Origin of the sequence: Bradyrhizobium sp. AZCC 1693, assembly GCF_036924745.1 — a bacterium.
Taxonomy (GTDB): Bacteria; Pseudomonadota; Alphaproteobacteria; order Rhizobiales; family Xanthobacteraceae; genus Bradyrhizobium.
In genome coordinates this window covers 5,291,157-5,305,345 of record NZ_JAZHSD010000001.1, presented here as the reverse complement: position 1 = coordinate 5,305,345, position 14,189 = coordinate 5,291,157, and the positions used below count along the sequence as shown (strand labels likewise).

The 14,189-nt window shown below is 63.9% G+C and carries 12 protein-coding genes; 9 read left to right on the top strand and 3 right to left on the bottom strand.

All coding sequences use genetic code 11. The annotated features are described in order from the left end of the window. Nucleotides 1–35 precede the first annotated feature (35 nt). The 6 genes from V1293_RS25255 (at nt 36) to V1293_RS25230 (ending at nt 8,626) form a co-directional block, all read left to right on the top strand. Nucleotides 36–1,289 (top strand): aspartate kinase, encoded by a 1,254-nt coding sequence (locus V1293_RS25255; protein ID WP_334513158.1) that lies wholly within the window; start codon nt 36–38, stop codon nt 1,287–1,289. Between the two features lie 325 nt (nt 1,290–1,614). Then, a complete protein-coding gene (ptsP, locus tag V1293_RS25250; protein WP_334513157.1) occupies nt 1,615–3,882 on the top strand; it encodes a phosphoenolpyruvate--protein phosphotransferase in 2,268 nt (755 codons plus the stop codon). Nucleotides 3,883–3,936: 54 nt separating this feature from the next. Then, on the top strand, nt 3,937–5,016 hold the full coding sequence (gene prfA, locus V1293_RS25245; RefSeq protein ID WP_334513155.1) for a peptide chain release factor 1: 1,080 nt from the start codon (nt 3,937–3,939) through the stop codon (nt 5,014–5,016). Between the two features lie 163 nt (nt 5,017–5,179). Next, on the top strand, nt 5,180–6,061 hold the full coding sequence (prmC, locus tag V1293_RS25240; protein ID WP_334513153.1) for a peptide chain release factor N(5)-glutamine methyltransferase: 882 nt from the start codon (nt 5,180–5,182) through the stop codon (nt 6,059–6,061). A 504-nt stretch (nt 6,062–6,565) separates the two neighbouring features. Continuing rightward, nucleotides 6,566–7,318, top strand: coding sequence for a DUF4167 domain-containing protein (locus V1293_RS25235; RefSeq protein WP_334513152.1), 753 nt, complete (start codon nt 6,566–6,568; stop codon nt 7,316–7,318). A 357-nt stretch (nt 7,319–7,675) separates the two neighbouring features. Further along, nucleotides 7,676–8,626, top strand: a complete 951-nt coding sequence (locus V1293_RS25230) for a transposase (RefSeq protein WP_334507587.1) — start codon at nt 7,676–7,678, stop codon at nt 8,624–8,626. A 205-nt stretch (nt 8,627–8,831) separates the two neighbouring features. On the opposite strand, the gene V1293_RS25225 is transcribed toward V1293_RS25230, so the two are convergent. Further along, nucleotides 8,832–9,578, bottom strand: coding sequence for a methyltransferase domain-containing protein (locus tag V1293_RS25225; protein WP_334513149.1), 747 nt, complete (start codon nt 9,576–9,578; stop codon nt 8,832–8,834). A 120-nt stretch (nt 9,579–9,698) separates the two neighbouring features. Between V1293_RS25225 and gloB the strand changes: the two genes are divergently transcribed. The 3 genes from gloB (at nt 9,699) to V1293_RS25210 (ending at nt 12,021) form a co-directional block, all read left to right on the top strand. Continuing rightward, nucleotides 9,699–10,466 (top strand): hydroxyacylglutathione hydrolase, encoded by a 768-nt coding sequence (gloB, locus tag V1293_RS25220; RefSeq protein ID WP_334513147.1) that lies wholly within the window; start codon nt 9,699–9,701, stop codon nt 10,464–10,466. Next, complete coding sequence (locus tag V1293_RS25215) at nt 10,466–10,897, top strand: cupin domain-containing protein (RefSeq protein ID WP_442894280.1); 432 nt, start codon at nt 10,466–10,468, stop codon at nt 10,895–10,897. The genes gloB and V1293_RS25215 overlap by 1 nt, the downstream gene beginning before the upstream one ends. Before the next feature lie 95 nt (nt 10,898–10,992). Next, nucleotides 10,993–12,021 carry an IS110 family transposase gene (locus V1293_RS25210; RefSeq protein WP_334513146.1) on the top strand — a complete coding sequence of 343 codons (1,029 nt, stop codon included), beginning with the start codon at nt 10,993–10,995 and terminating at the stop codon, nt 12,019–12,021. A 330-nt stretch (nt 12,022–12,351) separates the two neighbouring features. Here V1293_RS25210 and yddG read toward each other — a convergent pair whose 3' ends face one another. Both yddG and phbB read right to left on the bottom strand, forming a co-directional pair. Further along, nucleotides 12,352–13,224, bottom strand: a complete 873-nt coding sequence (yddG, locus tag V1293_RS25205; protein ID WP_334513145.1) for an aromatic amino acid exporter YddG — start codon at nt 13,222–13,224, stop codon at nt 12,352–12,354. A gap of 182 nt (nt 13,225–13,406) precedes the next feature. Continuing rightward, the gene (gene phbB, locus V1293_RS25200; RefSeq protein WP_334513144.1) at nt 13,407–14,132 is read right to left on the bottom strand and encodes an acetoacetyl-CoA reductase; all 726 of its coding nucleotides are present in this window, start codon (nt 14,130–14,132) and stop codon (nt 13,407–13,409) included. Nucleotides 14,133–14,189: the final 57 nt, after the last annotated feature.

Genomic DNA, 14,189 nt, shown 5'->3' with positions numbered 1-14,189 from the left:
CCTTACTTATCCTCACAGGGAATGCACGCGTCGTCATGGGCCGCCTCGTGATGAAATTCGGCGGTACGTCCGTCGCCAATATCGATCGAATCCGCAACGTCGCGCGTCACGTCAAGCGCGAAGTCGACGCCGGACACGATGTCGCCGTCGTGGTGTCGGCCATGGCCGGCAAGACCAACGAACTGGTGGAATGGTGCCGCGACGCCTCGCCGCTGCATGATGCGCGGGAATATGACGCCGTGGTGGCATCCGGCGAACAGGTGACCTCGGGCCTGCTCGCGATCGTGCTGCAAGGCATGGGCATCCAGGCCCGCTCCTGGCAGGGCTGGCAGATCCCGATTCTGACCTCCGACGCCCACGCCTCGGCGCGAATTCTCGGGATCGACGGCACCGAAATCAGTGCCCGCTTCAAGGATCGCAAGGAAGTCGCCGTCATTTCCGGCTTTCAGGGCATCAATCCGCAGACCAGCCGAATCACCACGCTCGGGCGCGGCGGCTCGGACACCTCGGCGGTGGCCATTGCGGCCGCGATCCGCGCCGACCGCTGCGACATCTATACCGACGTGGACGGCGTCTACACCACCGATCCGCGGGTGGTTCCCAAGGCGCGGCGGCTCGACAAGATCGCCTTCGAGGACATGCTGGAACTGGCCTCGCTGGGCGCCAAGGTCCTGCAGGTGCGCTCGGTGGAACTCGGCATGGTGCACAACATGCCCGTGTTCGTCCGTTCCAGCTTCGACAAGCCCGAGGATATCGACCCGCACGGCACGCCGCCGGGCACGCTGATCTGCAGCGAGGAGGAAATCATGGAAAGCCACGTCGTCACCGGCATCGCCTTCTCCAAGGACGAAGCCCAGATTTCGCTGCGCCAGATCGAAGACAAGCCCGGCGTTGCCGCCGCGATCTTCGGGCCGCTGGCGGACGCCAATATCAACGTCGACATGATCGTCCAGAACGTCTCCGAGGACGGCAAGACCACCGACCTTACCTTCACCGTTCCGGCCTCCGACTATAACCGCGCCCGCGACACCATCACCTCCTCGAAGGCCAAGATCGGCTACGCCCGGCTCGACAGCGCCACCGACGTGTCGAAGGTCTCGGTGATCGGCAGCGGCATGCGCAGCCATGCCGGCGTCGCGGCAAAGGCGTTCAAGGCGTTGTCCGAGCGCAATATCAACATCCGCGCCATTACCACCTCCGAGATCAAGTTTTCGGTGCTGATCGACGCCGCCTACACCGAACTTGCGGTGCGCACGCTGCACACGCTTTACGGGCTCGATCAGGCTTAGAACGATTTTCTCTCAAATTTAGCGCATGGTCTGATCGCCAAACGGCTGCGTTTTGGCAGATCATGCGCTTCGCTGGCGCAGCATCGGCGCTGACACACACGTTATTGCTTCTGGCAGGCGTTTTGCTTGGCAAAGCAAGCCTCGATTGGCTATACGGCCTGTGAGGTGGGTTGCCGCAAACTGCGCCACGGTTTTGGCGATCCCGATTCGGCCGGGATCAGGTGCCTGCGGCCGTGCCGAATGAATAAGATTGTAGTTTTTCGTGCGTTTCACGCCAGCCGCCGGCCACCCGGTGGGCTGGATTCGCGGGGGAGGATACCAGCACATGCGGAGCACGTCGGGAGGCCCCCGCGTCTTGCTGAGACGGCTCCGCGAAACCATGGCGGAGAAGGTCTCGGCCCAGGAACGCCTGGACAAGATCGTGGTGCTGATCGCGGCCAACATGGTGGCCGAGGTCTGCTCCTGTTACGTGCTGCGCATCGATAACACGCTCGAACTTTACGCCACCGAAGGCCTGAACCGCGACGCGGTGCACCGAACGGTGCTGAACGCGCATGAGGGCCTGGTCGGCCTGGTCGCCAGCGAGGCGAGCCCGCTCAACCTCTCGGACGCGCAAAGCCACCCGGCGTTCTCGTTCCGCCCTGAAACCGGCGAAGAAATCTACCATTCGTTCCTCGGCGTGCCGATTCTGCGGGCCGGCAATACGCTCGGCGTGCTGGTGGTCCAGAACCGCGCCAAGCGCACCTATGTCGAGGAAGAGGTCGAGGCGCTGCAGACCACCGCCATGGTGCTGGCGGAAATGATCGCCTCGGGCGAGTTGGCCGCGCTGGCGCAGCCCGGCGCGGAACCGGCGGCACGGCATTCCCTGCACAAAACGGGAGCGATCCTCTCCGACGGCATCGCGCTCGGCCATGTCGTGCTGCACGAGCCGCGCGTCGTCATCACCAACTACATCGCCGAAGACCTGCCGAAGGAACTCAAGAAGCTCGACGCGGCGCTGACCAAGCTGCGCGCCGATCTTGACCGCATGCTGGAGCGCGGCGACGTCGCCGATGGCGGCGAGCATCGCGAGGTGCTGGAAGCCTACCGGATGTTCGCCAACGACCACGGCTGGTCGCACAAATTGCACGAGGCGGTCGCCACCGGCCTCACTGCGGAGGCCGCCGTCGAGCGCGTGCAGTCCGACACCCGCGCGCGCATGCTGCGCTCGACCGATCCCTATTTGCGCGACCGCCTGCACGATCTGGAAGACCTCGGCCATCGTCTGATGCGGCAATTGGTGGGGCAGGATCATGCGCCGTCGCGCGAGCTACTTCCCGAGAACGCCATCCTGATCGCGCGTGCGATGGGGCCGGCGGCGCTGCTCGACTACGACCGCAAGCGGCTGCGCGGCCTGGTGCTGGAGGAAGGCACCGCAAATTCCCACGTCTCGATCGTGGCGCGCGCGCTCGGCATTCCCGCGGTCGGCGAAGTGCCGAACGCGCCCGGCATCGCCGATCCCGGCGACGCCATCATCGTCGACGGCACCTCGGGCTCGATCTATATCCGCCCCTCGGCCGAGATCGAATCGGCCTATGCGGAGCGGGTGCGGTTCCGCGCCCGCCGCCAGGCGCAATATGCCGCGCTGCGCGACCTGCCCTGCGTGACCAAGGACGGCCAAAAGGTCGAGCTGCTGATCAATGCGGGCCTCGTGATCGACCTGCCGCATATCGACGACACTGGCAGCGCCGGCATCGGGCTGTTCCGCACCGAGTTGCAGTTCATGGTTGGCCAGAGCCTGCCGCGCAGCTCGGACCAGTTGGCGCTCTATCGCACGGTGCTGGACGCCGCCGGCTCCAAGCCCGTGACCTTCCGCACTCTCGATATCGGCGGCGACAAGGCGCTGCCTTATATGGAGACCGTGATTGAGGAAAATCCCGCGCTCGGCTGGCGGGCGATCCGGCTCGGGCTGGACCGGCCGGGACTATTGCGCGGCCAGATCCGCGCGCTGCTGCGGGCCGGCGGCGGCCGCGCGCTGAAGATCATGTTCCCGATGATTTCCGAGGTCGCCGAATTCGACCAGGCCAAGGCGATCGTCGAGCGCGAACTGACCTACCTGCGCCAGCACGGCCATCCGCTGCCGGAACGGATCGACGTCGGCACCATGGTGGAAGTGCCTGCGCTGCTCTATCAGCTCGACGAACTCCTGAAGAAGGTCGATTTCGTTTCGGTCGGGTCGAACGACCTGTTCCAGTTCATGTTCGCGGTCGACCGCGGCAACGCCAAGGTTTCCGATCGCTTCGACACCATGTCGGCGCCGATCATGCGTGCGTTGCGCGACATCGTGCGCAAGGCGCAGGCGGCGAAGAAGACGGCCTCCCTGTGCGGCGAGATGGCCTCCAAGCCGCTCGGCGCGCTCGCGCTGATTGCGCTCGGCTACCGCTCGCTGTCGCTCTCGGCCACCGGCCACGGCCCGGTGAAGGCGATGATCCTCGACCTCGACGCCAGGAAGGCCGAGGCTGTCATGATGCCGCTGCTCGACGCGCCGGCCGGCAGCGTCTCGATCCGGCAGAAGCTGACGGAATTCGCGGAAGCCGAGGGGCTGTCGTTGTAGCGAGGCTCGGCCCCGACAACGCCACCTTCCCTTTCCGTCCTTGAGAACAACGCCATGCTACCCGAAGCCAAACTCGATATCCTGCTCGCCCACCACGCTTCGCTGGAAGCCGAGCTGCTGGGGCAGGTGAATTCCGAAAAATACGTCCAGATCACGCGCGAGCTTGCCGAACTCAATCCGCTGATCGACGCGGTAAAGGCCTATCGCACGGCACGGGCCGAGATTGCGGGCGCCGAATCGCTGTTGGCGGATTCCGCCACCGATCCCGAAATGCGCAGCATGGCCGAAGCCGAGCTCGAAACGCTGCGGGCGCGCGTGGCCGAACTGGAGCAGAAGATTCGCGTGGCGCTATTGCCCAAGGACGCCATGGACGACCGCAACGTGATGCTGGAAATCCGCGCCGGCACCGGCGGTGACGAAGCCTCGCTATTCGCCGGCGACCTGTTCCGGATGTATGAGCGGTTTGCTGCCTTACAGGGCTGGAAGGTCGAGGTGATCTCGGCCTCCGAAGGCACCATGGGCGGCTACAAGGAAATCATCGCCGAAGTGCAGGGCCGCGGCGCGTTCGCCAAGCTGAAATTCGAATCCGGCGTGCACCGCGTCCAGCGCGTGCCCGACACCGAAACGCAGGGGCGCATTCACACCTCTGCCGCCACCGTCGCGGTGCTGCCCGAAGTGGAAGATGTCGACGTCGACATCAAGAACGAGGATTTGCGGATCGAAACCATGCGCGCGCAGGGCGCCGGCGGCCAGCACGTCAACAAGACCGAATCCGCGATCCGCATCACCCACATCCCGACCGGCATCGTGGTCATGATGCAGGACAGCCGCTCGCAGCACAAGAACCGCGCCTCCGCGATGAACATCCTGCGCTCGCGCGTCTATGACGCCGAACGTCAGCGCGTCGATGCGGCGCGCTCCGCGGATCGCAAGGAGAAGGTCGGCTCCGGCGACCGAAGCGAGCGCATCCGCACCTATAATTTCCCGCAGGGCCGCGTCACCGACCACCGCATCAACCTGACGCTCTACAAATTGCCGCAGGTGATTTCTGGCGAAGCACTGGGTGAATTGACCGACGCGCTGACGACCGAGCACCAGGCCGCCCAGCTCGCAGCCCAAGGCGCGGCAGCGTGAGCGGCAAACCCGCTGTCGTCCCTGCGAACGCAGGGACCCAACATAGCCACCGGCCGATTTTTTGCGAAAGGCGTTTGCTGTTCTGCCCTATTGATGGATCACGCGGTATGGGTCCCTGCGTTCGCAGGGACGACGCGTGGAGGGATTTGGGCGAGGACGCTGCATGAACTCCTTCGCCGGACAAACCGTCGACGCGGCACGGCGTTTGCTGACCGCACAACTCAAAACCGCCGCCGTCGAATCCGCCGAACTCGACGCCCGGATTCTGACAGGCCATGCGCTTGGCCTCGACCTGACCGGCCTGATATCGGCCGCGCAGCGCCTGCTCACACCGGATCAATCGGCTCGCCTCGAAGAATTCGCCCGCCGTCGTCTCGCGGGAGAACCGGTGGCCCGCATCATCGGCGAGAAGGAGTTTTGGGGTCTGCCGTTACAACTCTCGTCCGCGACGCTGGTGCCGCGGCCCGATACCGAGACGGTGGTCGAACTGGCGCTGGAACTGTTGCGCGCCAGCGGAAGCCTCGATCGCCCGCTGCGCATCGCCGATCTCGGCACCGGCTCCGGCGCAATCCTGCTCGCGCTGTTATCCGAATTGCCGGCCGCGCAAGGATTCGGGACCGACATTTCCGAAGCCGCCCTGCATACCGCCTCGGTCAACGCGGCACGCGCTGGCCTCTCGGAGCGCGCGACGTTCGTCGCCTGCGATTATGCCAGCGGACTAACCGGTCCGTTCGGTCTGATAGTCTCGAACCCGCCCTACATCCGTACGGCTGATATCGGTGGTCTGGCGGCAGAGGTGCGGGATCACGATCCGCCGGCCGCGCTCGATGGCGGCGCCGACGGGCTGGACGCCTACCGCGCGCTGATCCCCCAGGCGGCTGGCCTCCTCGCCCCGGGCGCAGCCCTTGTTGTGGAGGCCGGGGAGGGTCAAAGCGCCCGGATCCAGGCTTTGATGACGGCCGCAGGGTTAATGCCTGTGGCCGCTCCCAAAGCCGACCTGGCGGGCATTTCGAGGGCCGTCGCGGGCCACAAAATGGCCCGATAAAGTCCTTTTGAAACGCAAAAAAACCCCTTGGAATATTCCCCGGGAGCGACTACGTTCCGCCCACAACATCGGTCCAGGGTTGCTGGCCCCGTAAGATCGTACGGGTGAGGCCAGAGTTCTCGAAACGAGAGCCCGCCGGGTGAAAGGTTCCAAAACGCAGGTCGAATCGAGCGCAATAGCTGGAGCTGTGCTGCTCTCGACCGCAAAGCGAACGAAAGCCTGATATTGCGCTTGAAGACTTACGCAACAGCTGGTCACGCGAAGCCGTCACGCAAGACGAGTGGGCTGGTTTTGGCAGGCTGAATGATTTGGTCCGGCAGGCGAATGTACCCGCCGGTTGGGGAACGCGTCTTTGCGGAACGCGATGGTTGGCGAAATCGACGGCATGAATCTGAACGGCATCGTGATTCGGTGCGCCTGAGCGCGCCGGATCGGATCCAGGCTACGACGGCAACTGCATAACTTCCAACTGCATAACTTCAGGGCTGGAATAAAAGGCGAGACATGAGAAACGGTCAGAACAACAAGCGGATGCGTAACCGGAATAATAATAACAATAACAACAACAATAACCGGCGTGGTCAAAACCCGATGACCCGGGTGTTCGAATCGAACGGACCCGATATCAAGATCCGCGGCACCGCCTCGCACGTCGCCGAAAAATACGTTCAGCTGGCGCGTGACGCGCGTTCTTCCGGCGACCCGGTCGCGGCCGAGAATTACTACCAGCACGCCGAACATTACTTCCGCCTGATCGCCGCCGCCCAGGAGCAGTTCCGGCAGAACCAGCCGCAGCCGCGCGTCGACGCCGAAATGCCGGCGACGGAAGACGGCGACGACGAGGGCGAGAGCTTCTCGCATTTCGGCCAGGAGCCGGGCTTCGTCCCGCAGCAGCCGCAACCCTACATCCGCGACAACAATCCGCGTGAGCAGCGCGGCGAAGGCCAGCCCTACCAGCGCGACCAGCAGCCGCGCGAGCACCATCGCGATCGCGAACGCGAGCACCGGCCGCAGCCGCAATATCAGCCGCAACCCCAGCCGCAGCCGGTAATTGCCGATACCGGCGGCGGGGTCGATCGGCTGCCCTCATTCATCACCGGCCCGCAGCCGCAGGTGAATGGCGCACCCGGCGGATATGAAGAGGGTCGTGGCGGCGAGCGTTTCCCGCGCCGGCGCCGCCGGCCGCATGGCCCGCGCCCCGACAACATGGCCGCGCCTGCCCCCCCGGGCGAAGATTTCAATCCGGGGAATGAGTAGGTAGCGGCAACACTCGCTATATCGTCGTCCCCGCCTAGTGCGCAATTGCGCACGGGGCGCGGGGACCCATACGCCGCGGCCTTCATTTGAGGCACGTAGGTCGACGATCTTCCAAATAAATACCGCCTGTGGCTATGGGTCCCTGCTTTCGCACATCGGCGCTAAAATAGTGTTGCGGGTCGGAATCGTTTGTGATTCCAGCGTGTCATGAGGCACGAATCACTGGTGAATGAGGACTGGGCGAACGTTGTCGCCCGGCTTGGCGGGGTGGAAACGCTTGAAGTTACGGCGCGTAAGACGAGAGCGTTTTTGCGTCCGCGTGAGATCACCAATGCGGTGGATTTGCTGAGATTGATCTTGGCTTACTGTCTGGGCGAGCGCGGATTGCGCTCGACCGTTGCATGGGCGACATCGGTAGGTCTTGTCGATATTTCCAACGTGGCTCTGCTATATCGACTGCGTCAGTGCGGGGACTGGTTCGCAATGCTGGTGGGTCAGGTACTTGCGGCCACTGCCCCGTCAGCGAGCCGGGGACGAATGATCCGCATCATCGATGCCACTTCGGTGCCGAAGAAAGGATCGGAGGCCAGGAAGAAGAACAAGGTGTGGCGCATCCACAGCGCGTTCGATCTGCCGCAGGAACGCTTTGGCCACTTCGAACTGACCGATCAGCGGGCGGGCGAGACGCTCGACCGGATACCGGCGGTGGCTGGAGAGATCCGCCTTGCCGATCGCGCCTATTTGCAACCGGACCGCATGGCGACCCTGCTCGAAGCCGGAGCGGACCTCGTGATCCGGGCCGGCTGGAAGAGCGCGCGCTGGCTCGATGCCGAAGGTGAGGTGTTCGATCTCCTCGCCGCGTTGCGCAAGGCGGCAGTCCGCGGGCTGATCGATCGGCCGATCTGGGTAAAACGCAAGCGCGGCGCACCTCTCGCCTTGCGTCTGGTCGCCATCAAGAAGCCGGTGCAGGCGGCTGCCGACGCGCGACGCAAGGCGCGCCGCGACGCACAGCGAGGCGGTCACCAACTCTCGAAGCAAACGCTCGAGGCCGCCGAATGGGTGATCCTGATCACCTCACTCAAGCCCAAGGACTTCGCAACCGCCGATGTCCTGGCCCTATATCGCCTTCGATGGCGGATCGAACTCGGCTTCAAACGATTGAAGAGTCTGATCGGCCTGAAGGGACCGCCAGGAACCGATGAAGGCTCCGCCAGACCCCACGTTCTGGCTCATCTATTGGCCATTCTGCTGCTCGAGCCGTTCATCGACGAACTCGAGGTCTCTCCCCGCTTGGCCGAAGCCGCCTGACGCCGCCTGGCGCTTGGCGTCTGCTTCAGAATCTCGTCGCCTCGCTGCTTCAGGCGATTATCCCACAGCCCACAATCGCCTGCCTGCGCCGGTCAAAGTCGGCGCTCCAGCGCCATCTTCGCGAACCCCCAAGAAAACGCACGTATCAAACAATGATCCAACTACCTTAGCGCCTATGTGCTTTCGCAGGGACGACCACTGAGACTTACGCCTTGTCCCTTGTCGCCGTCGACGACGGCACCAGCACCGGCTCCAGCGATGGAATCAACCGCGTGCGTTCGCGGCCCGCGGGGATCGCGCGATAGACCTGCTTGGTCGCTTCCACAATATGCACGCCGGCGAACGGCAGCGACAGTGCTGCTCCAACGCGCTCCCACGCCATCGCCGAGCGCAGAAACCAGCTGTTGCCGACCGGCGGCAGGAACAGCGCCTCGCCCCACGCCGCCGGCGTGAACCAGGTCTGCCGCAGCAATTGCGTGATCTGCGCGCGCGAATAGGGCCGGCCGTGACCGAACGGCGTGTTGTCGGTGCGCGTCCATACGCCGCGCCGGTTCGGGATCACGGCGATCAGCCGGCCGGACGGCGCCAGCACCCGCCACACCTCGCGCAGCAGGCGCTCCGGATCGTCGGACATTTCCAGCGCGTGGACCAGCAGGATGCGGTCCACCGCGGCGTCCGGCAGCGGCATCGAAAATTCATCGATCAGGGTCGCCAGCGCGGGCCGCGCCGTCGGCCATTTCAAGACGCCTTGCGCCGCCGGCATGAAGGCGAGGCAGCGTTCGGAATCCTCCCGAAACAGGCCGAGATAGGGCGTCGGGTAGCCGAGCCCGAGCACGCGCTGACCCTTCGCGTCCGGCCAGCGCGCCCGGATGCCACGGTTGATCAGTTGCCGCGCCACGATGCCGAGGCGCTGCGAATAGAAATCGCGGAGGTCGATGACGTCGATGGTCATGGGCGCAATCTACCACACCGTGTTTCATTGCGGCGTGCCGAAAATGGCATTGCCGCGCAAGCGTTAACGCCATATTTCTGGAGAATTAGTGGGGCCGAAAGCCTTAACCACGGAGCTATCATGGCCGCGGAAATTCGCACCTTCACCTGCCTCAACGACAATTTCGGCTATTTGATCCACGATCCCGCAACCAAGGCCACCGCATCGATCGACGCGCCGGAAGCCGCCCCGATCATCAAGGCGCTGGAGCGCGAGGGCTGGACGCTGACGGATATTCTCGTCACCCACCACCATCACGATCATATCGGCGGCGTCGCCGAGCTGAAGCAGAAATATGATTGCCGGGTCGTTGCCCCCAACGACAAGTCCACCAAGATCGCCAATGTCGACCTGCGCGCGGCCCATGGCGACGTGATCAAGGTGGGCAGCCTGCTGGCGCGGGTGCTGGAAACGCCCGGCCATACGCTCGATCATATCTCCTACGTGTTCGATACCGAAAAGGCGGTGTTTGCCGCCGACACGCTGTTCTCGATCGGCTGCGGCCGGGTGTTCGAGGGCACCTATCCCATGATGTGGGATTCGCTGCTGAAACTCCGCGCCCTGCCTGACGATTTCAAACTCTATTGCGGCCATGAGTATACGGCGTCGAACGTCAAGTTCGCGCTCACCGTCGATGGCGATAATCCGGCGTTGAAGGCACGCGCGGAAGAAGTGACGCGGCTGCGCGCCGAGAACAAGCCGACGATCCCGGTGCTCTTGGGTGAGGAAAAGAAAGCCAACGTGTTCCTGCGCGCTGACGAACCGTCAGTGGCGGCGAAACTGCACATGAAGGGCGCCGGCGCGGCCGAGGTATTCGGCGAATTGCGCGAACGCAAGAACAAGTCCTGATGGCGCTGCCGAAAGAAGCCGCCGCCATCATCGCGCGGCTGGACCTGAAGCCACATCCGGAAGGCGGCCATTATCGCGAAACGTTTCGCGACAACAACGTGGATGCCGATGGACGTTCACGATCGACCGCGATCTATTTCCTGCTGGCCCGCGGCGAACGCTCGCACTGGCATCGCGTCGATGCCGTGGAAATCTGGCATTACTATGCGGGCAGCGCGCTGACCCTGCGCATTGCCGACGACAAAGGCCAACGCAGTGTGAAGCTCGGCGCGGATCTCGCAGCCGGCGAAGCGCCGCAGGTGATCGTCCCGCCGCATGCCTGGCAGGCCGCCGAGAGCAACGGCGACTGGACGCTGGTTGGGTGCACGGTTGCTCCGGGATTCGAGTTTGCGAAATTCGAACTGGCGCCAAAGGGTTGGGAGCCGACGTGATTTCGTAGATGGGGTAACGGGCCCCGGCCCTCACATTGATGGTGTTACGGAGTCAGAGGGATGAGCCTCGCTCCAAGCATCGAGGAGAGACGACCATGAACCACTATGCCGGAATCGACGTGTCATTGGAATGCTCGAGCGTGTGTGTTGTTGACGCAAGCGGCAAGATTTTGCGCGAGGCCAGGGTGGCCAGCGAGCCGGAGGCGCTGATCGCCTGGTTCCGGCAGTCTGGCTTTGAGTTTGAGCGGATCGGGCTGGAAGCCGGGCCCTTGTCGCAATGGCTGTTTGCGGGGATGAAGGCGGCCGGCCTCGCCGTTGAGCGGCTGGAGACGCGGCACGTGCGGAAGGCGTTCGAGGCGATGCCGGTCAAGTCGGATCGCAACGATGCACGCGGGATTGCGCAACTGATGCGGCTGGGCTGGTTCCGACCGGTGCACTGCAAATCGATCAGTGCGCAAGAGACCCGATCGCTGTTGACCGCCCGCAAGCTGGTGCAATCGAAGCTTCTCGACGTCGAGAACAGCCTGCGCGGGATCCTGCGCGGTTTTGGCCTCAAGGTTGGCAAGACGACCGGGCAGACTTTCGCGGGACGGATCGAGGAACTCGTGGACGGCCATCCGCACCTGCAAATGATCGCCAAGGCGCTGCTGGCGGTGCGAGCGGTGCTGCGGACCGAGTTCGCAGCTTTCGAGAAGCAAACCCGCAGGATGGTGCGGTCCGATACGCAGGCACGGCTGCTGACGTCAGTCCCGGCGGTCGGCCCGATCGTGGCGCTGACCTATGCCAGCGCAATCGACGATCCGACCCGGTTCAAATCGTCGAAGCAGGCAGGAGCCCATTTCGGGTTGACCCCGAAGAAGCATCAATCCGGTGAGACCGACTACACCGGCCGGATCAGCAAGATCGGTGACGCCTCGGTGCGCACGGCGCTCTATGAGGCTGCCAACGTCATGCTGACCAAGCCGCTCAAGGGCTGTTCGCAATTGAAGAGCTGGGCCATGCGGATCAAAAAGCGCGCCGGCATGAGCAAAGCCAAGGTGGCGCTGGCGCGCCGGCTCGCGGTGATCATGCACCGCATGCTCGCCGACGGAACACCCTTCAACGCCGCTGCGGCGGCAGCCTAACAGGGAGAAACAGCAGTTTTCGGGCGGGTCACGACACCAGGCCTTCTCGAAGCGAAGTCCCTTCGCCGGGACGATGGATCAGGTCAGGCCGTTGCCCACCAGGTCGCCTCGTGAGCACGCTCAACGTAGATTGGTCGACCTATCCTCTTCCAACCCCATCAGGTGGCGGCCCTGCGCCGACCCCGTACAGAAGCGAGACCCCGGCGGGCGGACAACGCAAAGGGATTGACTAATCGAGGCCCGTTACAGAAGGGTGGGCAAAGCGCCGCGTGCCCACCATCTATCTATGCGGGCAACTTTGAATGATGGGCACGCTTCGCTTTGCCCATCCTACGGATTCTTCCTCCACACCATATCTTTCGCCGCAATCAATCCCCCGCCGGCGATCAGCACCGCGGCGATGGCAATCGTCGCGGTCGGCTGCGCAAAGCCGGCGAGGATCAGAAACGCAGTCGAGAGTAACGGCGTCGCGTAGGACGCGGCGCCCAGCACGCGGATGTCGCCGCGCTTCATGCCGATGTCCCAGACAAAGAACGCGGCGCCCACCGGACCGACGCCGAGCGCGATGATGGCAAGCCACTGCCCCATCGTCTCCGGCCACACCGTGGTCTCGACCATGCCATGGACCAGCGCGGCCAGCACCGCAGTCGCGAGGCAAAAGCCCGCCACCGCATCCGTTGGCACCGCTTTCAGCTTGCGCGACATCACCGAATAGGCCGCCCACACAAAGGCGGCGACGAAGGCTGCGGCAAGTCCCGGTATCTGGCCGGGCGCAAAGCTCGCGCCATTGCCGGCGAACAGCAACACGGTGCCGGCAAGCCCGAGTAACGCACCGACAATGTGATGGGGCGCCAGCCGCTCGCCCGGCAGCAGCGAGGAGAACAGCACGATCAGGAGCGGCCAGAGATAGTTCAACAGGCCCGCTTCGGCCGGCGGCGCAAAACGCAGCGCGAGGAAATACAGCGCGTGATAGCCGAACAAGCCACCGACGCCGACGACCCAAGCCACAAGGGGCTGCTTCAGCGCATTGAAGGCGGAGGGCCGGAACAGAAAGCTCGCAAAGGCGACCAGAGCGCCGATCGCAAATGTCATCGCGGCGAGCTGGAACGCCGGAATTTTTCCGGTCGCGACCGTCAACACCGACAGCAGCGACCACATCAGAATCGCGGTCAGTCCAATCAGCGTGGCGGTACGGGGAGTCATGAGTCAAACTTTCCGTCATGGCCGGGCTCGTCCCGGCCATCCACGTCCTTTTCGCTGGATGGGTTTTAGAGACGTGGATGCCCGGGACATCTAGCGCGAAGACGCGCTTCTGCCCGGGCATGACGACTTTTTTTACTGGCCGCTGCTGCACGCAACGGCTTCACGCAATGACGCGGCGGTCATCACACCATGTACTGCCCGCCGTTGATCGTCATCGTCGAGCCGGTGATTCCTCCGGCCTCGTCGGCGGCGAGGAACACCACGGCGCGGGCGATTTCCTCGGGCTCGCCGAGACGGTTGACCGGGATCAGCGGCAGGATGCTCTTCTCCAGCACTTCCTTTGGCACCGCCTGCACCATCTCGGTGTTGATGTAGCCGGGGCAGATCGCGTTCACGGTAACGCCGCCCTTGGCGTTCTCCAGCGCGAGCGCCTTGGTGAAACCGATGTCGCCGGCCTTGGCGGCGGAATAGTTGACCTGGCCGAACTGGCCCTTCTGGCCGTTGATCGAGGAGATATTGATGATGCGGCCGAACTTGCGGGCGCGCATGCCTTCGATCACCGGGCGTGTCATGTTGAACAGCGAGCCGAGATTGGTGTTGATGACCGCGTTCCACTGGTCGAGTGTCATCTTGTGGAAGGCGCCGTCCTTGGTGATGCCGGCATTGTTGACGAGCACGTCGACCGGACCGACATCGGCCTCGACCTTCTTGATGCCTTCGGCGCAGGCGTCGAACGAGCTGACGTCCCATTTGTAGACGGGGATGCCGGTCTCGGATTTGAATTTCTCGGCCGCGGCGTCATTGCCGGCATAGCTCGCCGCAACCTTGTAGCCGGCCGCTTTCAGCGCCTTGCTGATTGCAGCGCCAATGCCCCTCGTACCCCCAGTTACCAATGCAACACGCGCCATGTCGTAGTCCTCCTTGGTGGCCTTCTTGATACGCCGGAATTGTCCCGGTCTTTTGAC

Excerpts from the sequence above, each read along its gene's own strand:
- V1293_RS25225 (WP_334513149.1), bottom strand. The coding sequence starts at position 9,578 with ATGACCATCGACGTCATCGACCTCCGCGATTTCTATTCGCAGCGCCTC.
- prfA (WP_334513155.1), top strand. The coding sequence starts at position 3,937 with ATGCTACCCGAAGCCAAACTCGATATCCTGCTCGCCCACCACGCTTCG.
- phbB (WP_334513144.1), bottom strand. The coding sequence starts at position 14,132 with ATGGCGCGTGTTGCATTGGTAACTGGGGGTACGAGGGGCATTGGCGCT.
- yddG (WP_334513145.1), bottom strand. The coding sequence starts at position 13,224 with ATGACTCCCCGTACCGCCACGCTGATTGGACTGACCGCGATTCTGATG.
- V1293_RS25215 (WP_442894280.1), top strand. The coding sequence starts at position 10,466 with ATGGCGCTGCCGAAAGAAGCCGCCGCCATCATCGCGCGGCTGGACCTG.
- V1293_RS25235 (WP_334513152.1), top strand. The coding sequence starts at position 6,566 with ATGAGAAACGGTCAGAACAACAAGCGGATGCGTAACCGGAATAATAAT.
- prmC (WP_334513153.1), top strand. The coding sequence starts at position 5,180 with ATGAACTCCTTCGCCGGACAAACCGTCGACGCGGCACGGCGTTTGCTG.
- gloB (WP_334513147.1), top strand. The coding sequence starts at position 9,699 with ATGGCCGCGGAAATTCGCACCTTCACCTGCCTCAACGACAATTTCGGC.
- ptsP (WP_334513157.1), top strand. The coding sequence starts at position 1,615 with ATGCGGAGCACGTCGGGAGGCCCCCGCGTCTTGCTGAGACGGCTCCGC.
- V1293_RS25255 (WP_334513158.1), top strand. The coding sequence starts at position 36 with ATGGGCCGCCTCGTGATGAAATTCGGCGGTACGTCCGTCGCCAATATC.
- V1293_RS25210 (WP_334513146.1), top strand. The coding sequence starts at position 10,993 with ATGAACCACTATGCCGGAATCGACGTGTCATTGGAATGCTCGAGCGTG.